Raw genomic sequence first — 21,724 nt, forward strand, 5'->3', positions numbered from 1 at the left:
TAGCCCCGGACGGGCTTGGGCGATAGCCCAAATGGTGAGAAGCCGAGTCCCGCCCTACTTCAAATACAACGCCACCGCCAAACCAGCGGCGATGATCCAGGCCAGCAGGGGCGAGGGGCGGCGCAGGCGGCCCCCTTCTGGGAACATGGCCTTGACCGTGTCGGGGTGCAGCTTGAGGCCCTGATTGACCAGCATGGAATAGGTCTTCTCGGTCTCGGCCAGCAGGCGGGGCAGACGCTCCAGCGAACCGACCACACTGCCCAGGGTTTCGCGGATCTTGGCCTCGGGGCCCAGATTTTCGCGCATCCAGCCTTCGATCAGCGGCTGGGCCAGATGCCACATATTGATATTGGGGTCGAGGATGCGCCCGACGCCCTCGGCCACCAGCATGCTCTTTTGCAGCAAGAGCAATTGCGGCTGGGTCTCCATGGCGAAGGTCTCGGTGACCTGGAACAGCTGGCCCAGCAGCTTGGCGATGGAGATTTCGTGCAGCGGACGGCCCAAGATGGGCTCGGCGATGGAGCGGCAGGCCTGGGTAAAGGTGTCCAGGGACTGGTCGGCGGGGACATAGCCAGCGGCGAAATGCACTTCGGCCACCTTGCGGTAGTCGCCCGACAGGAATCCCAGCAGCATCTCGCCCAGGAAGCGCCGCGTGCGCTTGTCCACCCGGCCCATGATGCCGAAATCCATGGCGATGAGCTGGCCGCCCTCGCCGATGAACAGATTGCCCGGATGCATGTCGGCATGGAAGAAGCCGTCGCGGAAGACCTGATTGAACATGGCCTCGGCGGCCTTGGCCAGCACGTCCACGGGATCGATGCCCGCCGCCCGCAGGCGTTCGGTCTCGTCCACCGGAATGCCAGCGACGCGCTCCAGGGTCAGCAGACGCTTGCCGGTGCGCAGCCAGTCCACTTCCGGCACCTTGAAATTGTCGTCGCCCCGGAAATTCTCGGCCAGTTCGGAGGCGGCGGCCGCCTCGAAGCGCAGATCCATCTCGAGAGTGACGGATTCCTCGAAGGTCTTGACCGTCTCCACCGGCTTTAAGCGCCGGATGCGCGGAATGGTCAACTCCGCCCATTCGGACAGCCAATAGAGCAGATCGATGTCGCGGTGAAACTTGGCCTCGACGCCGGGGCGCAGAACCTTGACCGCTACTTCGCGGCCCTGGCGGGTGGTGGCGAAATGCACCTGGGCGATGGAGGCCGCCGCCACCGGCACGTCGTCGAATTCGGAGTAGAAATTGGACAGCGGTCCGCCCAGTTCCTCCTCGATGATGCGCCGCGCCTCTTCGGCGGCAAAGGGTGGCAACTCGTCCTGAAGACCCGACAGATCGGCGGCCATCTCCTCGCCCAAGAGATCGGCGCGGGTGGACAGGGCCTGGCCCAGCTTGATGAAGGACGGCCCCAACTCGGCCAGGGCGGCGGCCAGACGCTGGCCGGGACGCCCCGTGCTGACCGGCGAACGCCCCCCGCGCAACAGCCGGGAGCCGAAGCGCACCATGGGCAGATAGTCTTCCAGCAGGAACAATGCGTCATGGCGCGCCAGGACGCGGCCGATGGTCAGCAGGCGGTTGAGATTGCGGATCGAGCGGATCATTATTTCGCCCCTCGCCGGGCACGCCCGTCCGGGCGCTTGGCCGCCGCCTCAATGGCGGCACGGATACCGACGAATGCGATATTCATCGGCATCAGATCCGCCAGCCCGAATGAATGGCGGCGATGCCCGCAGACAGGTTGCGCACCTCGACGCGGGAGAATCCAGCGGCCTCGACCATGGCGGCCATCTCCTCCTGGGGCGGGAATTTGCGGATGCTTTCCACCAGATACTGATAGGCCTCGGCATTGCCGGTGACCATGCCGCCCACCTTGGGCAGCACGTTGAAGGAATAGGCATCATAAGCCTCGCGTAGACCGGGAACGATCACGCGCGAGAATTCCAGGCACATGAAGCGCCCGCCGGGCCGCAGTACGCGGTAGGCCTCGGCGATGGCCTTGTCCCAATGGGTGACGTTGCGCAGGCAAAAGGCGATGGTATAGCGGTCGACCGACCGGTCGGGTATGGGCAGTTCCTCGGCATTGCCGCAGACCCAGGTCAGCCCATCCAGCAAATTGCGATCCACGGCGCGGTCGCGCCCGACGGCCAGCATTTCGCGGTTGATGTCACACACGGTGACCGGCCCGCCGCCCCGCTTTTTCCAGCCGAAGGCGATGTCGCCGGTGCCCCCGCCCACATCCAGCAGGGTCTGGCCGGGCTGGGGGCGAAGCATGTCGAGGAACGCCGATTTCCACAGGCGATGCACGCCCGCGCTCATCAGGTCGTTCATGAGATCGTATTTTGACGCCACCGAATCGAAGACGCCGCGGACAAGGGAAACCTTCTCGTCCTCGGCCACGGTCTTGAAGCCGAAATGGGTGGTGCCGTCGGAATGGGAGTGGCTGTCGGTCATGGTGCGGCACCTTAGCTCGGAATTTTCGCGGTGTCACGAGGTGGCGCCTACCTTATACTCCCCCTCATGCCTGAACTGCCCGAAGTCGAAACCGTCGCCCGTGGCCTGGCCCAAGTGTGGGATGGGCGGCGATTCGTGTCCGTGGAGACGCGGCGCTCGGGCTTGCGGGTGCCGTTCCCCAAGGACTTCGCCCAGCGCCTGACCGGCCGCAGGGTGGAAAGCGTCGGACGCCGCGCCAAATATCTGGTGGTGCGGCTCGATGACGGGCTGGTCATGCTGGGCCATCTGGGCATGTCGGGACGCATGACCATCGGCGCTTTGCGCAACGCGCCGCCCGGCCCCCACGACCATGTGGAATGGGTGACCGATGCGGGGATCAGCGTGACGCTCACCGATCCCCGCCGCTTCGGCCTGTTCACCTTGTGCGAGGCGGGGGAGCTGGCCGCCCATCCCCTGCTGGCCGGGATCGGGCCGGAGCCCCTGGACGATTCCTTCGACGCCAAGGTGCTGGCCCAGGCGCTGAAGGGCAAGAGCGGCCCCATCAAGACGGTGCTGCTGGACCAAAGGACCGTGGCGGGGCTGGGCAATATCTATGTGTGCGAAAGCCTGTTCCGCGCCCGCATCTCGCCGTTGCGGCCCGCCGGGTCCCTGACCAAGGCCGAGACCGGGCGGCTGGTGCCTCTGATCAAGGCGGTGCTGACCGAAGCCGTGGCGGCGGGTGGCTCGACCCTTAAGGATCACGCGCGGCCCGACGGCGAGCTGGGCTATTTCCAGCATTCCTTCCAGGTCTATGGCCGCGAGGGCGAGGCCTGCCCTGACTGCCCCGGCGCGCCACAATGCGGCGGCATCTCGCGCATTACCCAGGCGGGGCGCTCCACTTTCTATTGTGCGAAGCGGCAAGTGTGATGGTATAGGCATTGCCATGGCTCGTTTTCGGCATCTGCTTACCGCTTTCGCGCTTGCCCTGCTGCTTGCCCCCGCTTTGGCGCGGGCCGAGGCGTTCTTGTCCGCCTACGAGGATCTGCCGCTGCCACCCGGCCTGACCGAGGCCGTGGGATCGGGCATGTCCTTCGATTCGCCCTCGGGGCGCATCGTCGAGGCCTATGCCCATGGCGCGGCCAAGCCCGCCGACATTCTCAAATTCTATGCCGCCACCCTGCCCCAGCTGGGCTGGGCGCGGGCCAATGACCGGCTTTATCGCCGCGAGGCCGAGGTCTTGCGGCTGGAAACCACCCAGGATCGCGCCGGGGTGACCCTGCGCGTCACCATTTCTCCCGAATAACTCCCCCCATCTGAACTCCAAGCAAAGAGGAAATCCCCATGGCTTTCGAGAACATCACCGTCGAGACCCGCGGCAATGTCGGCCTGATCGCGCTGAACCGCCCCAAGGCCATGAACGCGCTCTGTGCCGCCCTGATCACCGAGCTGGGCCAGGCGCTGGACGCCTTCGAGGCCGATGATGCCATCGGCGCCGTGGTGCTGACCGGTTCGGAAAAGGCCTTCGCCGCCGGTGCCGACATCAAGGAGATGGCCGATAAGGGCTATATGGACAACTACCTGTCCAACTTCATCACCGACGGCTGGGAGCGTGTCACCAAGTGCCGCAAGCCGGTCGTCGCGGCGGTGGCCGGCTTCGCGCTGGGCGGCGGCTGCGAGATGGCCATGATGTGCGACTTCATCATCGCCGGCGACAATGCCAAGTTCGGCCAGCCCGAGATCACCATCGGCACCATCCCCGGCGCGGGCGGCACCCAGCGCCTGACGCGGGCCGTGGGCAAGGCCAAGGCCATGGAAATGTGCCTGACGGGGCGCATGATGGACGCCGCCGAGGCCGAGCGCTCCGGTCTGGTCAGCCGCGTCGTGCCGGTGGCCGAACTGGTGGACGAAGCCGTCAAGGCCGCCACCAAGATCGCCGCTCTGTCGCGGCCCATCGTCATGCTGTGCAAGGAATCGGTCAACGCCGCCTTCGAGACCACGCTGGCCCAGGGCGTCACCTTCGAGCGCCGCCTGTTTCATTCCACCTTCGCCACCCTCGACCAGAAGGAAGGCATGGCAGCCTTCGTCGAGAAGCGCGCGCCTGCTTTCAAGAATCGTTAATTGCCCCTCAGGCGGCGGGCGGGCGCCTTCGCGCCCTTGCCTTCCGCCGCATAAGCGGCGCGGCCCCTTGGGCCTAGCCTCGTTTCGGTCGCCGAAACGAGGTGCCGTTTGGATCCGGAGCCCGGTGAATCCGCCGGGCTCCGATTCAACGCTTGACGAGGTCGGAGCGCGGACATATAAACGCGCCTTCGAATTTGCAACCGTGTTTCCAAGGTTCTGATCCATGGCCCATCATAAGTCGGCAAAGAAGCGCATCCGCCAGACCGAGACTCGTACCGAGGTCAACCGCGCCCGCGTCAGCCGCATCCGTACCTTCGTGAAGAAGGTTGAGCTTGCCATCGCCGGTGGCGATTCCGCCGCTGCCCAGGCCGCCCTGAAGGACGCTCAGCCCGAGCTCATGAAGGGTGCCCAGGCCGGGGTGCTGCACAAGAACACCGCGTCGCGCAAGGTTTCCCGCCTCGTCGCCCGCGTCAAGGAGATGAAGCCGCTGGCCTAATGCCAATGGCTTGATATCCAAGCGATTTTAAAGGCCGCACTTCCGGGTGCGGCCTTTGTCGTTTCTGCAATCCGCGACAAATCCACGAGTCCCGAATTGCAAGCAAAAAATTTTCCATGTTCGCGTTCCGATCACGTTGCGAGTCGCGCACCAGCTAGGTAGAGTCGCGAACCTCGCTGGCCGCAATAACGCGACACTGCGAAATCAATATAATTTTGCCTTTTTTATTTGTTTTCTGCTTCGCGTTATTATGTGAAGCAGCCGACATACGTTTGATGACTTTTTGTAATATGGATGGTTCGCCATATTTACACGGATGGCCACGGCGGAGTATGACTCGGCGCGGCCGATGCTGGACAGGCTAAGGCCGGATGCGGGCAGCCCTCTGAGGGTTGCGGGAGGGGAGCCCACCGCATTGCGCCGCCGCCGGTGCGAAGAGGGACGGTGTCGTGATCAAGGTTTCACGGCGCCGTGGGGTTATGGGTAAAGGATTCGGGGACGGCAATGGTAAAGTCTGAGTGGGATCGCGTGAAGGTCAGGCTGAAGGACGAGGTCGGCGACGCCGCCTATCGTTCCTGGCTGCGCCCCATCACCTTGCATGACACGAGCGAGGGCGGCGTCAAGCTGGCCCTGCCCACCCGCTTCATGCGCGACTGGGTCAACACCCACTACGCCGAGCGCATCCGCACCCTGTGGGGCGCCGAAAACCCCGCCATCCGCAATGTGGAGATCGTGGTCGAGGCCGCCCGCGCCGCTTCCGCCACCCAGAACGCCACCAAGGCCAAGGCCGTCCCGGCGCCCGCCGCCGAACCGGCCCGCGCCACCCCCCCGTGCGCCCCGGCCACCGTGCCCAGCAACGACACCGATGAACTGGGCGCGCCGCTGGACGCGCGCTTCACCTTCAAGAATTTCGTGGTGGGCAAGCCCAACGAATTCGCCTGGGCCGCGGCGCGCCGCATCGCCGAAGCCGATCAGGTCTCGTTCAACCCGCTGTTCCTCTATGGTGGCGTGGGCCTGGGCAAGACCCATCTGATGCACGCCATCGCCCACCATATCCGCGAGCGCAACCCCGAGCGTTCGGTACTTTACCTCTCGGCCGAGAAGTTCATGTACCGCTTCATCCGGGCATTGCGCGGCCAGGACACCATGTCCTTCAAGGAGCAGTTCCGCTCCGTCGACGTGCTGATGATCGACGACGTGCAGTTCATCGCAGGCAAGGACGCCACCCAGGAAGAGTTCTTCCACACCTTCAACGCCCTGGTGGACCAGGGCCGCCAGATCGTCATCTCCGCCGACAAGTCGCCCAGCGACCTGGAAGGCATCGAGGAGCGTCTGCGATCCCGCATGGCCTGCGGTCTGGTGGCCGACATCCATGCCACCACCTATGAGCTGCGCCTCGGCATCCTCCAGTCCAAGGCCGAGCAGATGGGCGCCATCGTGCCCCAGAAGGTCTTGGAATTCCTGGCTCACAAGATCATCTCCAACATCCGCGAGCTGGAGGGCGCGCTCAACCGCGTGGTCGCCCATTCCCAGCTGGTGGGCCGCGCCATCACGCTCGAGACCACCCAGGAAGTGCTGCACGACCTGCTGCGCGCCTCGGACCGCCGGATCACCATCGAGGAGATCCAGAAGAAGGTGGCCGAACACTTCACCATCAAACTGGCCGAAATGTCCTCGGCCCGGCGCTCGCGCCAGGTGGCCCGGCCCCGCCAGATCGCCATGTATCTGGCCAAGCAGCTCACGTCGCGCTCGCTGCCCGAGATCGGCCGCAAATTCGGCGGCCGCGACCACACCACCGTCATGCATGCGGTGAAAAAGGTCGAGGAGCTGAAGGAATGCGACCACAACTTCGCCGAGGATGTGGAACTGCTGCGCCGCATGCTGCAGGGCTGATTCCCACTCCCGAAATCGCTTTTGGACTCCGACGCCTGTGATATACTGCCCAACCCTGCCTTTAGGGGGGCAGTCACGAATCACATTGGGTAGTCAGCAGAAGCCATGAAACTGACCATCGAGCGCGCCGCGCTGTTGAAGTCGCTGGCCCACGTCCAGAGCGTCGTCGAGCGCCGCACCACCATTCCGATCCTGTCCAACGTGAAGCTTGAAGGCCGGGGTGGCCTTTTGTCGCTGAACGCCACCGACATGGATCTCGACATCATCGAGGCGGTGCCCGCCGACGTGGTGCGCCCCGGCGCCACCACGGCCCCGGCCCACACCTTCTACGAGATCGTGCGCAAGCTGCCCGACGGCAGCCAGGTGGAAATCGAGTTTGACGCCGAAAGCGGCCAGCTGACGCTGCGCTCCGGCCGGTCGAAATTCTCGCTGGCCTGCCTGCCGGTGGAGGACTTCCCGGTGCTGTCGGGCGGCGATCTGCCGTTCAGCTTCACCCTGTCGGCGGCGGAATTGAAGACCCTGATCGACCGCACCCGCTTCGCCATCTCGACCGAAGAGACCCGGTACTACCTGAACGGCATCTATCTGCATGCCGCGGCCAGCGACGGAATCGATGTGCTGCGCGCGGTCGCCACCGACGGCCATCGTCTGGCGCGGGTGGAAATCACCCTGCCCAGCGGCGCGGCCGGCATGCCCGGCGTCATCGTGCCCCGCAAGACCGTGGCCGAGATCCGCAAGCTGATCGACGAAACCGATGGCGAGATCACCGTCTCCCTGTCCGAGACCAAGCTGAAATTCGCCTTCGGCGACGCCGTCCTGACGTCCAAGCTGATCGATGGCACCTTCCCCGATTACGAGCGGGTGATCCCCGCCGATAACGACAAGGTGCTGGTGGTCGATTGCAAGAGCTTCGCCCAGGCCGTGGACCGCGTTTCGGCCATCTCCACCGAGAAGAGCCGGGCCATCAAGCTGGCTCTCGAAAAGGGCAGCGCCACCCTGTCGGCGTCCAGCGCCGAGAACGGCAGCGCCGTGGAAGAGATCGAGGCCGATTACACCTCCACGCCGCTGGAGATCGGCTTCAACTCGCGCTACCTGATGGACATCCTGGCCCAGGTGGAGGGCGAGACCGCCCGCTTCGCCATGGCCGACGCCGCCTCGCCCACCGTGGTGCGCGAGATGACCGATGGCGGCGCCATCTATGTGCTGATGCCCATGAGGGTGTGATCGACCGACCGGTGACCAGCGCGGACTTGGCGTCGCGGCCGGCGGTGCGCCGCCTGTCGTTGGCCGATTTCCGCTGTTACGGGACGTTGCGCCTCGAGACGGATGCCCGGCCCGTGGTCCTCACCGGACCCAATGGCGCGGGCAAGACCAATATCCTCGAGGCCCTGTCCTTCCTGGTTCCGGGACGCGGCCTGCGCCGTGCGGGGGCAGGAGACATCACCCGTCATGGATTGCCCGCCGGATCGCCCTGGGCGGTGGCGGCAAGCCTGGATGGACCGGCAGGACGGGTGGAGATCGGCACGGGGCGTGAAGCCGGACACGAGCGCCGCTCGGTGCGCATCGACGGCAAACCCGCCAAGCCCGGCGATCTGGCCGGATTGGTTTCGGCGCTGTGGCTGACCCCGGCCATGGACCGGCTGTTCATCGAGGGGGCAAGTGGCAGACGGCGCTTTCTCGACCGTCTGGTTTTTGGACTGGTGCCTGGTCATGGCGCCCAGTCGGGGGCTTATGAGCACGCCATGCGCGAGCGCACCCGTTTGCTGCGCGCCGCGCGCGACGGTGGGCCCAAAGCCGATCCGGGCTGGATCGCCGCGCTGGAAGAGGGCATGGCCCGCCACGGCACCAAGGTGGCCGTGGCCCGCGTGGAGAGCATCCAACGGCTGGACACGGCCTGCCGCGCCGGGATGGGGCCGTTTCCCGCCGCCGGTCTGGCGGTGGAGGGCGAGATCGAGGGCTGGCTGGCCGGGGGAACCTCCCCCGAAGAAGCCGAGGACAGGTTCAAAAGCGCGCTGCGACTCGCGCGCGCGCGCGACGAGGCGGCCGGGGCCGCCACCATGGGACCACACCGTTCGGATTTGTCCGTGCGCCATGTGCCAAAGGATTTGCCAGCGGGGCTTTGCTCCACCGGCGAGCAGAAAGCGGTTCTGGTGTCCATCGTCCTGGCCCAGGGCCGGGTTCAGAATCAGACAGGCGGACGGGCACCGCTGCTGTTGCTGGACGAAGTGGCGGCCCATCTGGACGAAGTCCGGCGCGCCGCCTTGTTCGACGAGCTTTGTGCCCTTCGGGTCCAAAGCTGGATGACCGGAACCGATGCGATGCTGTTCGCCGGTTTTGGTGAGAGGGCCCAGTTTTTCCGGGTGACGGATGCCACCGTTGCCCCAGATAAGGTTGAGACGTGATGAGCACCGAACCCATGATCCCCAACGATCCCAACGCCAGCGCGAACGGAGCCGAGGAATACGGCGCCGGTTCGATCCAGGTGCTGCGAGGTCTGGAGGCGGTGCGCAAGCGTCCGGGCATGTATATCGGCGACACCGACGACGGGTCGGGCCTGCACCGCATGATCTACGAAGCGGTGGACAATGCCGTCGACGAGATCATGAACGGTTTTGGCGACCGCTGCGACGTGGTGCTGAACGCCGACGGCTCGGTGCTGGTCACCGATAACGGCCGCGGCATCCCGGTGGACATCCACCCGGAAGAGGGCATCTCGGCGGCCGAGGTGGCGCTGACCAAGCTGCATGCGGGCGGCAAGTTCGAGCAGAACTCCAACCGCATCTCGTCGGGCCTGCACGGCGTTGGCATCTCGGTGGTCAATGCCCTTTCCGAATGGCTGGAACTGCGCATCTGGCGCCATGGCAAGGAGCATTTCATGCGCTTTCGCCACGGCGAGCCCGAGGCGCCGCTGGCCGTGGTGGGCGAGTGCGGCACCCGCACCGGCACCCAGGTGGTGTTCTTTCCCTCCAAGGGCACCTTCTCCCACACCGAATTCGACTTCGACACGGTGGAACACCGGCTGCGGGAACTGGCCTTCCTCAACTGGCGCGCCACCCTGACGCTGAAAGACGAGCGCCACGCCGAGACCCGCGAGGCCGTCCTGCACTATGAGGGCGGCGTCCAGGCCTTCGTCCAGTGGCTGGACCGCTCCAAGGAGGCCCTGCACGCTCCTATCCTGGTGGCCGCCGAGCGCGACGTGGTGCGCCTGGAACTGTCCATGGAATGGACAGACAGCTATCACGAGACCTGCCTGTGCTTCACCAACAACGTGCCGCAAAAGGACGGCGGCACCCATCTGGCGGGTTTTCGTGCCGCTCTGACGCGAACCGTCAACGCCTATGCCAATGATTCCGGCATCGCCAAGAAGGAAAAGGTCAATCTGGCGGGCGACGACATGCGCGAGGGACTGACCTGCGTGCTGTCCATCAAGATGCCCGATCCCAAATTCTCGTCCCAGGCCAAGGAGAAGCTGGTCTCCTCCGAGGTCCGCCCCCTGGTGGAAAATCTGGTGGGCGAAAAGCTGGCCGAATGGTTCGAGGAACACCCCTCCGAGGCCCGCAAGATCGTTACCAAGGTGGTCGAAGCCGCCGCGGCGCGCGAAGCCGCGCGCAAGGCCCGCGAGCTGACGCGCCGCAAGGGCGTGCTCGATATCGCCACCCTGCCCGGCAAGCTGGCCGATTGCCAGGAACGCGACCCGGCCCTGTCCGAACTGTTCATCGTCGAGGGTGACTCGGCCGGTGGCTCCGCCAAGCAGGGACGCAACCGCGCCAACCAGGCCATCCTGCCGCTCAAGGGTAAGATCCTGAACGTTGAGCGCGCCCGCTTCGACAAGATGCTGTCCTCGGCCGAAATCGGCACCCTGATCGCCGCCATGGGCACTGGCATCGGGCGCGAGGACTTCAACGTCGACAAGGCGCGCTACCACAAGATCATCATCATGACCGACGCCGATGTGGATGGTTCCCACATCCGCACCCTATTGCTCACCTTCTTCTATCGCCAGATGCCCGCGCTGATCGAGCGCGGCTATCTCTACATCGCCCAGCCGCCGCTTTACCGCGCCAAGCGCGGACAATCCGAGGTCTATCTCAAGGACGACCGGGCGCTGGAGGAATATCTCATCGACGGCGGTCTGGCCGATGCCGTGCTGCGCATGGCCGACGGCACCCAGGTGGCCTCCATCGATCTGCGCGCCCTGGTGGAGCAGGCCCGCTCGGTACGGAACCTGCTGACCCCGCTGACCCGGCGCCTGCCGCTCAAACTGGTGGAGCAGGCCGCCATCGCCGATGCCCTGGACTCCACCGTGCTGACCGACGCCACTCGAGGCCCGGCCATCGCCGAAGCCCTGGCCAAGCGCCTCGACGCCCTGGAAACCCATCTTGAGCGCGGCTGGACCGGCACCTGGGTGGAAGGCGACGGCTACAGCTTCTCGCGCACGCTGCGCGGCGTCACCGAAACCCACCACCTGGATTCGGCGGTGATCCGCTCGGCCGAGGCCCGGCGCCTGCATGAATTGGCGCCCCGCCTGCGCGAAACCTTCGACCGTCCCGCCGCCCTGCAGGTCAAGGAGCGCGAGACCGTTCTGTCCGGCCCCGTCGCCCTGGTCACCGCCGTGATGGAGCAAGGCCGCCGTGGCATCGCCATCCAGCGCTATAAGGGGCTGGGCGAGATGAACCCGGAGCAACTGTGGGAAACCACCCTGGACCCCCAGGCCCGCTCCCTGCTCCAGGTCAAGGTGGCCCAGGCCGACGACGCCGAACAGGTGTTCTCCACCCTGATGGGCGACGTGGTCGAACCCCGCCGCGAATTCATCCAGACCAACGCGCTGAAAGTCTCGAACCTGGACGTTTAGGGTTTTTGTCGGGTGACCTATAACCCGCAAACGCGACCCATAACGCGCTAATTTTTGACGCGTAAAATGCAAAGGCCGCTCCGAAGGGGGCGGCCTTTGGCGTCCTTGAATCCGCATCGCTGGCGGTACGGATGGGCGGATTTCAGACTTGGAACGAGTAAAGCCGACGTTACCGCCGAACGGTGATCTGGCTGTTCATGATCCGAATAAGACATTTGAACCACTGCGCTCCAGCCCATGGCAACAGGTCTTCGACTTGGTTGCGGAAGCATGAGCCATCAGACAGTTGGGTGGCGGATGATGTGTTCCGAGGAGCCGACGATTTGCGTGTCCTGGTGATCCAACCCTCGCTTCACCACGTACTAAAGGCATGACGAAAATCGTAGGGGGACTTTCCATGAGCCGGAACACATCACTCCACCAGGGGGGCAAAATCGCCGTGATCGGCTCGGGGGCTGGGGCATTGGGGGCCGCATGGGCGCTTTCGCGCCATCACGACGTCACCATTTTCGAAAAGAATGCCCATCTGGGGGGCCATGCCAACACCGTCGAAATCTCCGAGGCGGATGGCCGCCGGATCGCTGTGGATACCGGCTTCATTGTCTATAACGAGCGGACCTATCCCAACCTGATCCGCATGTTCGATCATCTGGCTGTGCCGACACGGGCCACCGACATGTCGTTCGGGGTGTCCCTGGACGAGGGCGCCATGGAATATTCCGGCGAGAACCTGCGCGGCCTGTTCGGTCAGCCGGTCAATCTGGTGCGACCACGGTTCCTGGGCATGGTCGCCGACATTCTGCGGTTCTACCGCAACGCCCCCAAGCTGATGGCGATGGCCGAGCCCGGTCCTAGCCTGGGTGAATATCTGAGAGCCAACCGATATGGCGACGCTTTCATCCGAGACCATCTGCTTCCCATGGCCGCCGCCATCTGGTCGGCCCCGGCCTCGGCCATGCTGGATTTTCCCGCTATCAGCTTTGTGCGCTTTTGCGCCAATCACGGCCTGCTGCAATTGGCCGACCGGCCACAATGGCGAACGGTGATCGGCGGCAGCCGCGAATATGTCCGCCGGTTGACCGCCGACATGCCGCACAAGGCCCGGCGGAACACCCCGGTCCTGGCCATCGAGCGTCATGACGCCGGAGTGGATGTCATCACTAATGGCGGTCATCGGGAAAGCTTCGACGAGGTGGTGATCGGCTCCCATGCCGACGAGGCCCTCGGCCTGCTGGCCAGCCCCAGCGCCGACGAGCGCCGTCTGCTGGGCGCTTTCGGCTATCAGGAAAACCTGGCTGTTCTGCACGGCGACACGGCATTGATGCCAAAGCGGCGGAAGCTTTGGGCGTCATGGAACTATATGGGCAGCACCGGCCCCGATGGGGCACGGCATCTTTGCGTCAGTTACTGGATGAACCGCCTTCAGTCCCTGGATGCCAAATCCCCGATCATCGTCACCTTGAACCCCATCTCCCCGCCCCGGCTGGAAACGGTTCATGCCAGCTTCGTCTACCACCACCCCATGTTCGATGGCGCAGCCATGGCGGCCCAGGGGCAATTGGGCCGCATTCAGGGCGCGGACCGGGTCTGGTTCTGCGGCTCTTATTTCGGCTACGGCTTTCACGAGGATGCGTTCTCTTCGGGACTGGCCACCGCCGAAGCCATGGGCTGCCCGGCGCCTTGGCTGTCCGAGCCCATGCGGCGGGCCGCGGAATGACGGTCTCATGCCTCTATCGCGGTCAGGTCATGCATCACCGCCTCGACCCGGTGGGCCATCGCTTCACCTATGACGTGGTCTCCCTGCTGGTGGATCTGGACGAGTTGCCGGAGCTTGGCCTGACGCTGCTGTCCCACAATCGGCGCAACCTGTTCTCGGTCCAGGATAAGGATTTGGGCGATGGCGGCTCGCCTCGCCGTTGGATCGAGGCAGAGCTAGCGCGGCATTCCATTTTCATTCCCGGCGGTGCGGTGCGGGTTCACCTGTTCCCCCGCTTTCTGGGGCTGGCCTTCACCCCGCTGACCACATGGTTCTGCCATGCCGCCGATGGGAGCTTGTCGGCGGTATTGTACGAGGTCCACAACACCTTCGGCGAACGCCACGCGTATCTGGTCCGCACCGAGGGCGATGAGCGCCGCACGCTGCGCCATTCGGCGGCGAAATGCTTCCACGTCTCGCCCTTCCTCGGCCTCAGCGGTGACTACGCCTTCGCCTTGCGTCCGCCCAGCGAGACCTTCGCCATCACCATCCGCGAGACCGACCGAGCCACGGCCAAGCCGATCCTGGTCGCCTCTCATGTGGCCAAGCGGGTGCCGCTGACCGATACCGCCCTGATCCGGGCCGCTCTCGCCTATCCCCTGCTGCCGCTGAAGATTGTGGGCGGCATCCACTGGGAGGCGCTGCGCATCTGGCTCAAGGGCGCCTCCTTCCATTCCAAGCCCGCGCCGCCGGCATCGCTGGTGTCCTTCATCGACAAAGGGGGTCTTTCATGAATGCCCAGTCCCGCCTTCTGCCCATGGCCGCCATTCCCCATGGTCTGACCGACAATCTCCTTCTCTCCATGCTGGAGCACCGGCTGGCGGCCGGTCAGCTGACCGTCATCCTGCCCAGCGGAGAGAGCCGGGTCTTCACCGGCAGTGTTCCAGGCCCAAGGGCCGAATTCCGCCTCCACCGCCTGCGCGCCTTGCGCCGCCTGATCACCGGAGGCCCGGTGGGATTGGGAGAGGCCTATATGGATGGCGATTGGGACAGTCCCGATCTGGCCGCCTTGCTGGAACTGGGCGACGTCAACGACCGGGTGCTGGGCGATCCCCTGGAGGGGCATCCGCTGCTGCGCTTGGGCCTCAAGCTGTGGCATCGCCTGCACGACAACTCGCGCCGGGGCAGCCGCCGCAACATCTCGGCCCATTACGATCTGGGCAATGCCTTTTACTCCCAGTGGCTGGACCCGGGCATGACCTATTCCGCCGCCCTGTTCGCCTCTCCTGGCGAGAGTCTGGCCCAGGCCCAGGAGCGGAAATACCGCGCCATCGCCGAGGATATCGGCCTGAAGCCGGGTATGCGGGTGCTGGAAATCGGCTGCGGCTGGGGCGGTTTCGCCGAGTTGATGGCGGGTGAGTACGGCGCCACGGTGGTGGGTCTGACCCTGTCCGAGGAGCAGCATGCCTGGGCGACCCGGCGGCTGGCCGAGGCCGGGCTGGCCGAGCGCACCGATATCAGGCTGCAGGATTACCGCGACGTCACCGGGCAGTTCGACCGCATTGTCTCGGTCGAGATGATCGAAGCGGTGGGCGAGCGCTGGTGGCCCACCTATTTCGCCACCATCCGCGACCGGCTGGTGCCCGGCGGTAAGGCGGGACTGCAAGCCATCACCATCGCCGATGAGCGGTTCGACACCTATCGCCGGGGCTGCGACTTCATCCAGCGCCATGTCTTTCCCGGCGGCATGTTGCCGTCGCCCGGCGCCTTGCAGGCCCAGGCCGACGCAGCCGGGCTGAGCCTGTCCACGCCTCGGTGCTTCGGCATGGATTACGAACGCACCCTTGGATTGTGGGAGCATGACTTCCAGCAGGCATGGTCGCGGATCGCGCCGCTGGGCTTTGATACCCGCTTCAAGCGGCTGTGGGAGTTCTACATCGCCTATTGCCGCGCCGGTTTTCGCACCAAGGCCATCGATGTCTGCCATCTGCTGCTGACCCGCGACTAGATCATGCCCCGGCTGAGCCGCCTGCGGCTGACCGCCTATGCCCTTCCTGCCTTGGCTTTGGCAGCATTGGGGATACCCGTCCATGTCCATATGCCCACTTTCTATGCCGAGACGGTGGGGCTGGGGCTGGCGGCCACCGGTGGGGCGCTGCTGGCATCGCGGCTGGTGGATCTGATGGTCGATCCCATCATCGGACTGGCTTGTGACGGCGGCCATGGCAGGCGGCGGCGCGGCTGGATGCTGGCGGGATTGCCGCTGCTGCTGGTGGCGGGCTGGCGACTCTTCATGCCACCAGCCGATGCCGGAGCCGGTCATCTGGTGCTGTGGTCGGCGGCCTTCTATCTGGGGCTGACCCTGATGCTGGTGCCCTATCAGGCCTGGGGGGCGGAGCTGTCGTCGGATTACGCAGAGCGGACCCGAATCGCCTCCTGGCGCGAAGGGTTCTCCCTGGTCGGTGTGCTGCTGGCGGTGGCGGGGCCAGCCGCCCTGTCCTTGCCCCAATCCCAGACCCTGGCGGCCTTTTTCCCTCCCGCCGCGGCAATCTTGATGATCGGCGTCGCCGCAGCCGTGTTTTTGGTCCCGGAGTCCCCTCCCGCTCCGGTGACCGCGAGGGGGCCGGTTGCGTCATTATCCCCCCTGATACGCAATCGGCCCTTTCGCCGCCTGGTTCTGGCCCAGGCCCTCAATGCCACCGCCAATGCCCTGCCCGCCACATTATTCCTGATCTATGTGGGCGACGGCTTGGGACGGCCCGATCTGGCCGGGCCGCTTTTGCTGGCCTATTTCTTCGCCGCCATTGCCGGAATTCCCCTGTGGCTGGCTGTTGCCGCCCGGATGGGCAAGCATCCAGCCTGGCGGCTGTCCCTCCTGCTGACGGCATTGGCCTTCGTCCCGGCGGTTTTTCTGGGGTCGGGCCAATGGCCGGTCTTCGCCGGCGTCTGCCTGCTGACCGGTCTGGGCCTGGCCGCGGATCTGGCCTTGCCCGCCGCCATCCTGGCCGATGTGGTGGACGAGCATTCCGCCCAGGGCGGCGGCGGGCGGGCGGGACTTTACGTTGCTCTATGGAGCCTGACCGGCAAGTTGGCCCTGACCGTGGCGGTGGGATGCGCTTTTCCCCTGCTGGCCTTGGTTGGGTTCACCCCGGCTTCGCTCAATTCCCCCGCCTCGCTGCTGACCCTGGGGATGCTTTATGCCGGTGCGCCGGTTGTTCTGAAGCTGGCGGCCGTCGCCGCCATGGGCCGTTTCCCGCTGGACCAGGCGCGCCAGCAAGACTTGCAGCGCCGCATCGCCATTTTGTCGGAGGCCTGATCCATGTTGACCCGTTCCGCTCTCATCCTGACCGCTTTTCTCGTGCTTACGGGGTGTTCGACCATGAAGCCTGCTGATTTCGCCAATGCCCAGCCCAAGCTGGTGCTGGAAGAGTATTTCGCTGGCCGTACCCAAGCCTGGGGTCTGTTCCAGGACCGCTTTGGCACCGTGAAGCGGCAGTTCACGGTGGAGATCACCGGAACATGGAATGGCGAGCTTTTGGTGCTGGACGAGCGCTTTGTCTACAATGACGGCGAGACCGATCAGCGCGTCTGGACCATCCGCAAACTGGGCGATGGCCGCTATGAAGGCCTTGCCTCCGACGTGGTCGGGGCCGCGGCGGGCTCGTCGGCGGGCAACGCCCTCAACTGGGCCTATATCATGGATCTGAAGGTGGGCGACGGAACCCTTCGGGTCGCCTTCGACGATTGGATGTTCCTGCAGCCGGGCGGCGCCATGATCAATCGGGCCAAGGTCTCCAAGTGGGGCTTCGATATCGGTGAGGTCACCCTCTTCTTCATGAAGCCGGAGCTGAAAGCCGCCTCCTGACCAGCCTTATGGCCGCACCCAATACGGGGATGCGGCCATAGACCTGGGTGCTGGCATCCCAGTGATCCCGGTGAAGGGTCACCTTGCCGTCGGCGTCAAAGCGGACCTCGCTCATGCCCTCCAGCACGATGGAGCGCCCCCGCAGGGTGGCGAAGAAGCGCCAGCGCAAATAGCCTGCATCCCTGCCCATGGCCCGGTCATCGACCACGAAACGCGGGCTCTCCACGGTTTGAAACATATGGACCAGCAGCGTCTCCAGCCGCTCGACGCCGGTCAGATCGTTGAAGGGATCGACGAAGCGGATGTCGGGGGCGCACAGTTCGCGCAGGCGCGACACGCTGTCGGGGCTCAGCCCTTGCCAGAATTCACCCCAGGCCTCCAGCGCGCTCATAGCCCCGTCGCCTTATGCATGAGCGCGAAATACAGCCGGTCGGGCAGCAGGCGCAGCAGCTTCATGACCAGAGCGAAGCGGAAGGGAAAGGCGGTCTCGAAGCGCCCCGTCTTCATTGCCCGCAATATGGCCTCGGCGGCCTGCTCGGCGGTGATCAGATCGGGCATGGGAAAGGGATTTTGGCGGGTCAACGGCGTATCCACGAAACCGGGATTGATCAGGCTGACCCGCACGCCGCTGCCGTCCAGATCCAGCTTCAGGGATTCGGCCAGGGCGATCAGTCCCGCCTTGCTGGCCGAATAGCCCCCGGCGGTGGGCAGGCCGCGATAGCCCGCCACCGAGGCCACCAGAACCAGATGGCCGCTGCCGCGCGCGATCATGGCGGGAAGCAGCGCTTCGACGCAATGGACCGCCCCCATGAGGTTGGTCTCCATCAGATCGCGCACCACACCCGCATCGAAGCTTCTCGCCGGGGTTGGCGTGTGGATGCCCGCGCAGAGAATGGCGGTGTCGATGACGCCCAGCCCACTGACCGCCCTGGCGATGGCGGCGCGGTCGGTGACATCTACCGCCAGAGGCATGATGCCAGCTTGGGCGCGGGCAAGCTCCGCCAAGGGCGCAAGCCGCCGACCGCTGGCAAAGACCATATGGCCATCGGTGGCAAGGCGCCGCGCCAGGGCCGCGCCGATTCCCGATCCCGCCCCGGTGATCCATGTCCTGGTCATCATGGCCGGTTATCCGCCAGACCGCGGGGAACATAGACGAAGTCCGCCCCCTTGTGGCGGAAGCTCAGGCCCGTCCATTGGCCCTGCGGCGAATAGGCAATGTCCAGCTTCAACTCGCCCTCCAGCCGCCAGCGGCCGGGGCCAAGGGGAACCCGGATCACGTCGAGCAGGCGGCCAATCTGGGAATCCAGCAAGGGCCGGTTGGTGGCCAGGGCCGGATTCCAATAGCTGGTGGGAACCGTATCGGCGGGGGCGGTGAAGACTCCCGTGGCGCCCTCGACCCGCAACCCTCCGCCCACGCTGCGGACCGAGAGCGTCAGGATATCGCCATCGTCGTCGGTGCGGGAGTCCAGCCGGGTCAATCGGCCATCTCGCCAGACTTCCTGGCTGTCGTGGCGGTATTTGTAGAGGGGTATGGGGCCGAAGGCGACATCTAGCGCGATGCTCACATGCACCCTGGTTTCGTCGCCGACACTCTCCACCTCGGCCCGGTGCGTGCCAATGGGAGTGCCGCCGCGCAGAACGACGAATTCGGCGCTTTGCCCAGCCGCCACCGGGGCGGCTCCGAGCAAGGCGGCGATGACCAGGATGGCGGCGAGCATGCGCATGGGCGGCGTTCCTCCAGAAGGCGTCGTTTGTCATACGCCACTCGGGCCGCCTTGGATCACATCACAGGTCGAGAAAGGGATTGACCAGCCGTCCCACAAGCCCCGTGAGCTTCAGCGGCCCATGGGTTACCGCCAGACACAGGCAGGTCTCGCCACCATCCGCCGCCGGACTGTGCACCACCTGCTGGTCGGCCATGGCCACATCGCCACGGGCATAGCCCGTGCCGGAATCGGTAAATCCGCCTTGCAGAACCATGGTCAGTTCCATACCGCCATGGCCATGCTCGGGGACCACGATGCCAGCCCCGATGCGCAACAGCCGCGCACGGATGCCGCGCGCCTGGAGCAGGATGGCCTGTTCAATGCCCGCCGCCAGTCGCTTCCAAGGCAGCGCCTCCAGACTGGCGGGAAGATAGTCGCGCAAGGGACTGGGCAGGCCGGGTGCCGCAACTACCGGGCTTCGGGGCATGGGTGCCCCCGGCAGCTGGTCCAGGCGCGCCAGAACCGAGGCCAGGGCGTCAGCGCCCAAATCACTGGGCGGCAGTGTCTCGATCACAGCGCCGCCCATCGCCTCGATCCGCCCAACCTCGGCCCGGCAGCGCGGGCAGAGCGCCAGATGGGTGGCGACCAGCAAGGACGCGGCTTCATCCAGGGAACCGGCGCCATAGGCCACCAGGAGTTCGTCGGAAGGATGACATGTCGCGCTCATGGCTGGTCGTCTCCCAGTTCGGATCGGATGCGTTTCATGGCAAGACGCAACCGCGACTTCACCGTGCCCAAGGGGATTTTCAGCCGAGCCGCAATCTCGGCATGGGGCGTATCTTCGTAGAAGGACAAAGTCACCACTTCGGTCTGCTCGGCCGACAATCCGGACATGGCGGCCCGGACGCGGCTTTCGCTCTGTTGTGTTGCCATGACCTCGTCAGCGCGCGGGGCCGGGTCAGGCACCAGTTCCGGATCATCGAAATCGATCTCAGGGCGCTTTTCCTTGCGCAACATGTCGATGCGCAGGTTACGGGCGATGGCGAAAATCCAGGTTCCTGCATTGGCCCGGCCGGGATCGAAGGACGCCGCCTTGCGCCAAACAGCCAGCATGGCTTCCTGCGCCAGTTCCTCGGCCACCGCATCCTCAGCCCCAAGCTTGCGCATATAGGTCTTCAGACGCGGCGCGTAGTACTGAAACAACAAGGCAAAAGCCTGACGGTCGCCATACTGCGCCACCGCCGACAGCAAATCGCTGAAACGCTCCGCTCCCGGCCCGGGCTCGACGGCCAATCGCTTGTCGGGCACCTTACCCCTTCCTTCCACCACGCTACGACGCCTCATGCCGAGCACATGAGCATCATCGATAGCGGCGAAGGAAAAAGCCAGCGCCGAACCCATGTCAGGCGCGGTATTGCGGCATCTGGTCGCCAATGGCCCTGAATTCATAGGCATCGGCCATCTGGCGCAGCAGTGTCTCGGAGTCCCTGCGGGATTCGGCAATGCTTCGCAGCATTGAACACAGTTCAAGCAATTGCGCTGAGGTCGCGGATGGGGTGTGCATGATCGGTCTCCTCAATCTGATCCATGCCGTTCTTACGAAGGATTTCCCGCGGCGGATCACACGAAATCGGCATCGGACACCGCAAAATCAAAAAGCCCCCCGCTCAAAGAACGGGGGGCTTAATTTTGTCCGGGACGGACCCGGTCTAAATCAATCGAACAGGCTGGAGACCGAGCGTTCTTCGCTGATGCGCGAGATGGATTCTGCCATCAAAGGCGCGATGGTGACCTGGCGGATGTTGCGGGCCATCTTGACCGCCTCGGTGGCGGGGATGGAATCGGTGATCACCAGTTCTTCCAGGGGCGAGGCGGTGACACGGGCCACCGCGCCGCCCGACAACACGCCATGGGTGACGAAGGCGGCGACCGAGACGGCTCCGGCTTTCATCAGCGCTTCGGCGGCATTACAGAGCGTGCCAGCGGAATCGACGATATCGTCGACCATGATGCAGCGACGGCCGCGCACATCGCCGATGATGTTCATGACCTCGGACACGCCCGCCTTTTCGCGGCGCTTGTCGATGATGGCCAGATCGGCGTCGATGCGGCTGGCGATGGCGCGGGCACGCACCACGCCGCCCACGTCAGGCGACACCACCATGACGTCGTCGCCCTGATAGCGGGCGCGGATGTCGTTGGTGAAGACCGGGGCGGCATAAAGGTTATCCAGCGGAATGTCGAAGAAGCCCTGGATCTGGCCCGAATGCAGGTCCAGCGTCACCACGCGGTCAGCACCCGCCGTGGTGATCAGATTGGCCACCAGCTTGGCCGAGATGGGCGAGCGGGGCGAGGACTTGCGGTCCTGGCGGGCATAGCCGAAATAGGGGATCACCGCCGTGATGCGCCGGGCTGAACCACGCCTGAGCGCGTCGAGCGTCACCAGCAGCTCCATCAGATTGTCATTGGCGGGATAGCTGGTGGACTGGATGACGAAGACGTCCTCGCCGCGGACATTCTCGTGGATCTCGACGAAGACCTCGTTGTCCGAAAACCGGCGGATCACCGCCTTGGTGATGGACATGGTGAGATATTCGGCAATCGCTTCCGCGAGGGGCCGGTTGCTGTTACAGGCGAGGATTTTCATGATGGATTACCGCCGGGTTAGCGCGC

At 65.0% G+C, this 21,724-nt stretch carries 22 protein-coding genes; 13 read left to right on the forward strand and 9 right to left on the reverse strand.

Annotated features, from left to right (window positions below):
• Positions 1-54: 54 nt before the first annotated feature.
• Positions 55-1,596, reverse strand: a complete 1,542-nt coding sequence (gene ubiB, locus CCC_RS13850; RefSeq protein ID WP_009869229.1) for a 2-polyprenylphenol 6-hydroxylase — start codon at positions 1,594-1,596, stop codon at positions 55-57.
• 91 nt (positions 1,597-1,687) lie between these two features.
• Entirely contained in the window at positions 1,688-2,446 is a 759-nt protein-coding gene (gene ubiE, locus CCC_RS13855; RefSeq protein WP_009869230.1) for a bifunctional demethylmenaquinone methyltransferase/2-methoxy-6-polyprenyl-1,4-benzoquinol methylase UbiE, read from the reverse strand.
• 66 nt (positions 2,447-2,512) lie between these two features.
• Here ubiE and mutM point away from each other — a divergent pair, with 66 nt between their 5' ends.
• From mutM to CCC_RS13920, 13 genes are all read left to right on the forward strand, one after another.
• The gene (gene mutM, locus CCC_RS13860; protein ID WP_009869231.1) at positions 2,513-3,352 is read left to right on the forward strand and encodes a bifunctional DNA-formamidopyrimidine glycosylase/DNA-(apurinic or apyrimidinic site) lyase; all 840 of its coding nucleotides are present in this window, start codon (positions 2,513-2,515) and stop codon (positions 3,350-3,352) included.
• Positions 3,353-3,368: 16 nt separating this feature from the next.
• On the forward strand, positions 3,369-3,728 hold the full coding sequence (locus CCC_RS13865; RefSeq protein WP_009869232.1) for a hypothetical protein: 360 nt from the start codon (positions 3,369-3,371) through the stop codon (positions 3,726-3,728).
• 38 nt (positions 3,729-3,766) lie between these two features.
• The gene (locus tag CCC_RS13870) at positions 3,767-4,543 is read left to right on the forward strand and encodes an enoyl-CoA hydratase (protein ID WP_009869233.1); all 777 of its coding nucleotides are present in this window, start codon (positions 3,767-3,769) and stop codon (positions 4,541-4,543) included.
• 223 nt (positions 4,544-4,766) lie between these two features.
• Positions 4,767-5,039 (forward strand): 30S ribosomal protein S20, encoded by a 273-nt coding sequence (gene rpsT, locus CCC_RS13875; RefSeq protein ID WP_009869234.1) that lies wholly within the window; start codon positions 4,767-4,769, stop codon positions 5,037-5,039.
• A gap of 504 nt (positions 5,040-5,543) precedes the next feature.
• Positions 5,544-6,932, forward strand: coding sequence for a chromosomal replication initiator protein DnaA (gene dnaA, locus CCC_RS13880; RefSeq protein ID WP_041041885.1), 1,389 nt, complete (start codon positions 5,544-5,546; stop codon positions 6,930-6,932).
• Between the two features lie 105 nt (positions 6,933-7,037).
• Positions 7,038-8,156, forward strand: a complete 1,119-nt coding sequence (gene dnaN / locus CCC_RS13885) for a DNA polymerase III subunit beta (protein WP_009869237.1) — start codon at positions 7,038-7,040, stop codon at positions 8,154-8,156.
• Positions 8,157-8,167: 11 nt separating this feature from the next.
• The gene (recF, locus tag CCC_RS13890; protein ID WP_041042405.1) at positions 8,168-9,334 is read left to right on the forward strand and encodes a DNA replication/repair protein RecF; all 1,167 of its coding nucleotides are present in this window, start codon (positions 8,168-8,170) and stop codon (positions 9,332-9,334) included.
• Complete coding sequence (gyrB, locus tag CCC_RS13895; protein WP_009871064.1) at positions 9,334-11,784, forward strand: DNA topoisomerase (ATP-hydrolyzing) subunit B; 2,451 nt, start codon at positions 9,334-9,336, stop codon at positions 11,782-11,784. The genes recF and gyrB overlap by 1 nt, the downstream gene beginning before the upstream one ends.
• 397 nt (positions 11,785-12,181) lie before the next feature.
• A complete protein-coding gene (locus CCC_RS13900) occupies positions 12,182-13,501 on the forward strand; it encodes an NAD(P)/FAD-dependent oxidoreductase (RefSeq protein ID WP_041041887.1) in 1,320 nt (439 codons plus the stop codon).
• On the forward strand, positions 13,498-14,274 hold the full coding sequence (locus CCC_RS13905; protein ID WP_009871062.1) for a DUF1365 domain-containing protein: 777 nt from the start codon (positions 13,498-13,500) through the stop codon (positions 14,272-14,274). Before CCC_RS13900 ends, CCC_RS13905 begins: the two co-directional genes overlap by 4 nt.
• Entirely contained in the window at positions 14,271-15,488 is a 1,218-nt protein-coding gene (locus tag CCC_RS13910) for an SAM-dependent methyltransferase (protein ID WP_009871061.1), read from the forward strand. Before CCC_RS13905 ends, CCC_RS13910 begins: the two co-directional genes overlap by 4 nt.
• 3 nt (positions 15,489-15,491) lie before the next feature.
• Positions 15,492-16,796 carry an MFS transporter gene (locus CCC_RS13915; protein WP_041041889.1) on the forward strand — a complete coding sequence of 435 codons (1,305 nt, stop codon included), beginning with the start codon at positions 15,492-15,494 and terminating at the stop codon, positions 16,794-16,796.
• A gap of 3 nt (positions 16,797-16,799) precedes the next feature.
• A complete protein-coding gene (locus tag CCC_RS13920) occupies positions 16,800-17,345 on the forward strand; it encodes a DUF3833 domain-containing protein (RefSeq protein WP_082036627.1) in 546 nt (181 codons plus the stop codon).
• On the opposite strand, the gene CCC_RS13925 is transcribed toward CCC_RS13920, so the two are convergent.
• From CCC_RS13925 to CCC_RS13950, 7 genes are all read right to left on the reverse strand, one after another.
• Positions 17,314-17,736: a nuclear transport factor 2 family protein gene (locus CCC_RS13925; protein ID WP_009871058.1), complete on the reverse strand. Its 423-nt coding sequence runs from the start codon at positions 17,734-17,736 to the stop codon at positions 17,314-17,316. The two genes, CCC_RS13920 and CCC_RS13925, sit on opposite strands and share 32 nt — an antisense overlap.
• Positions 17,733-18,464: an SDR family NAD(P)-dependent oxidoreductase gene (locus tag CCC_RS13930; RefSeq protein WP_009871057.1), complete on the reverse strand. Its 732-nt coding sequence runs from the start codon at positions 18,462-18,464 to the stop codon at positions 17,733-17,735. Before CCC_RS13930 ends, CCC_RS13925 begins: the two co-directional genes overlap by 4 nt.
• Entirely contained in the window at positions 18,461-19,069 is a 609-nt protein-coding gene (locus tag CCC_RS13935; protein WP_009871056.1) for a DUF6134 family protein, read from the reverse strand. Before CCC_RS13935 ends, CCC_RS13930 begins: the two co-directional genes overlap by 4 nt.
• Before the next feature lie 61 nt (positions 19,070-19,130).
• Entirely contained in the window at positions 19,131-19,778 is a 648-nt protein-coding gene (locus tag CCC_RS13940) for a ChrR family anti-sigma-E factor (RefSeq protein ID WP_009871055.1), read from the reverse strand.
• The gene (locus tag CCC_RS13945) at positions 19,775-20,395 is read right to left on the reverse strand and encodes a sigma-70 family RNA polymerase sigma factor (protein ID WP_082036676.1); all 621 of its coding nucleotides are present in this window, start codon (positions 20,393-20,395) and stop codon (positions 19,775-19,777) included. Before CCC_RS13945 ends, CCC_RS13940 begins: the two co-directional genes overlap by 4 nt.
• A 58-nt stretch (positions 20,396-20,453) precedes the next feature.
• Positions 20,454-20,615 (reverse strand): hypothetical protein, encoded by a 162-nt coding sequence (locus CCC_RS22455; protein ID WP_160295538.1) that lies wholly within the window; start codon positions 20,613-20,615, stop codon positions 20,454-20,456.
• Positions 20,616-20,765: 150 nt separating this feature from the next.
• Positions 20,766-21,698: a ribose-phosphate pyrophosphokinase gene (locus CCC_RS13950; protein ID WP_009871053.1), complete on the reverse strand. Its 933-nt coding sequence runs from the start codon at positions 21,696-21,698 to the stop codon at positions 20,766-20,768.
• Positions 21,699-21,724: the final 26 nt, after the last annotated feature.

Origin of the sequence: Paramagnetospirillum magnetotacticum MS-1 (assembly GCF_000829825.1) — a bacterium.
In the GTDB taxonomy this organism is placed as follows: domain Bacteria; phylum Pseudomonadota; class Alphaproteobacteria; order Rhodospirillales; family Magnetospirillaceae; genus Phaeospirillum; species Phaeospirillum magnetotacticum.

Bases quoted from the DNA above. Each gene is read 5' to 3' on its own strand.
- ubiB (WP_009869229.1), bottom strand. From the start codon at position 1,596: ATGATCCGCTCGATCCGCAATCTCAACCGCCTGCTGACCATCGGCCGC.
- ubiE (WP_009869230.1), bottom strand. From the start codon at position 2,446: ATGACCGACAGCCACTCCCATTCCGACGGCACCACCCATTTCGGCTTC.
- mutM (WP_009869231.1), top strand. From the start codon at position 2,513: ATGCCTGAACTGCCCGAAGTCGAAACCGTCGCCCGTGGCCTGGCCCAA.
- CCC_RS13865 (WP_009869232.1), top strand. From the start codon at position 3,369: ATGGCTCGTTTTCGGCATCTGCTTACCGCTTTCGCGCTTGCCCTGCTG.
- CCC_RS13870 (WP_009869233.1), top strand. From the start codon at position 3,767: ATGGCTTTCGAGAACATCACCGTCGAGACCCGCGGCAATGTCGGCCTG.
- rpsT (WP_009869234.1), top strand. From the start codon at position 4,767: ATGGCCCATCATAAGTCGGCAAAGAAGCGCATCCGCCAGACCGAGACT.
- dnaA (WP_041041885.1), top strand. From the start codon at position 5,544: ATGGTAAAGTCTGAGTGGGATCGCGTGAAGGTCAGGCTGAAGGACGAG.
- dnaN (WP_009869237.1), top strand. From the start codon at position 7,038: ATGAAACTGACCATCGAGCGCGCCGCGCTGTTGAAGTCGCTGGCCCAC.
- gyrB (WP_009871064.1), top strand. From the start codon at position 9,334: ATGAGCACCGAACCCATGATCCCCAACGATCCCAACGCCAGCGCGAAC.
- CCC_RS13900 (WP_041041887.1), top strand. From the start codon at position 12,182: ATGAGCCGGAACACATCACTCCACCAGGGGGGCAAAATCGCCGTGATC.
- CCC_RS13905 (WP_009871062.1), top strand. From the start codon at position 13,498: ATGACGGTCTCATGCCTCTATCGCGGTCAGGTCATGCATCACCGCCTC.
- CCC_RS13910 (WP_009871061.1), top strand. From the start codon at position 14,271: ATGAATGCCCAGTCCCGCCTTCTGCCCATGGCCGCCATTCCCCATGGT.
- CCC_RS13915 (WP_041041889.1), top strand. From the start codon at position 15,492: ATGCCCCGGCTGAGCCGCCTGCGGCTGACCGCCTATGCCCTTCCTGCC.
- CCC_RS13920 (WP_082036627.1), top strand. From the start codon at position 16,800: ATGTTGACCCGTTCCGCTCTCATCCTGACCGCTTTTCTCGTGCTTACG.
- CCC_RS13925 (WP_009871058.1), bottom strand. From the start codon at position 17,736: ATGAGCGCGCTGGAGGCCTGGGGTGAATTCTGGCAAGGGCTGAGCCCC.
- CCC_RS13930 (WP_009871057.1), bottom strand. From the start codon at position 18,464: ATGATGACCAGGACATGGATCACCGGGGCGGGATCGGGAATCGGCGCG.
- CCC_RS13935 (WP_009871056.1), bottom strand. From the start codon at position 19,069: ATGCGCATGCTCGCCGCCATCCTGGTCATCGCCGCCTTGCTCGGAGCC.
- CCC_RS13940 (WP_009871055.1), bottom strand. From the start codon at position 19,778: ATGAGCGCGACATGTCATCCTTCCGACGAACTCCTGGTGGCCTATGGC.
- CCC_RS13945 (WP_082036676.1), bottom strand. From the start codon at position 20,395: ATGAGGCGTCGTAGCGTGGTGGAAGGAAGGGGTAAGGTGCCCGACAAG.
- CCC_RS22455 (WP_160295538.1), bottom strand. From the start codon at position 20,615: ATGCACACCCCATCCGCGACCTCAGCGCAATTGCTTGAACTGTGTTCA.
- CCC_RS13950 (WP_009871053.1), bottom strand. From the start codon at position 21,698: ATGAAAATCCTCGCCTGTAACAGCAACCGGCCCCTCGCGGAAGCGATT.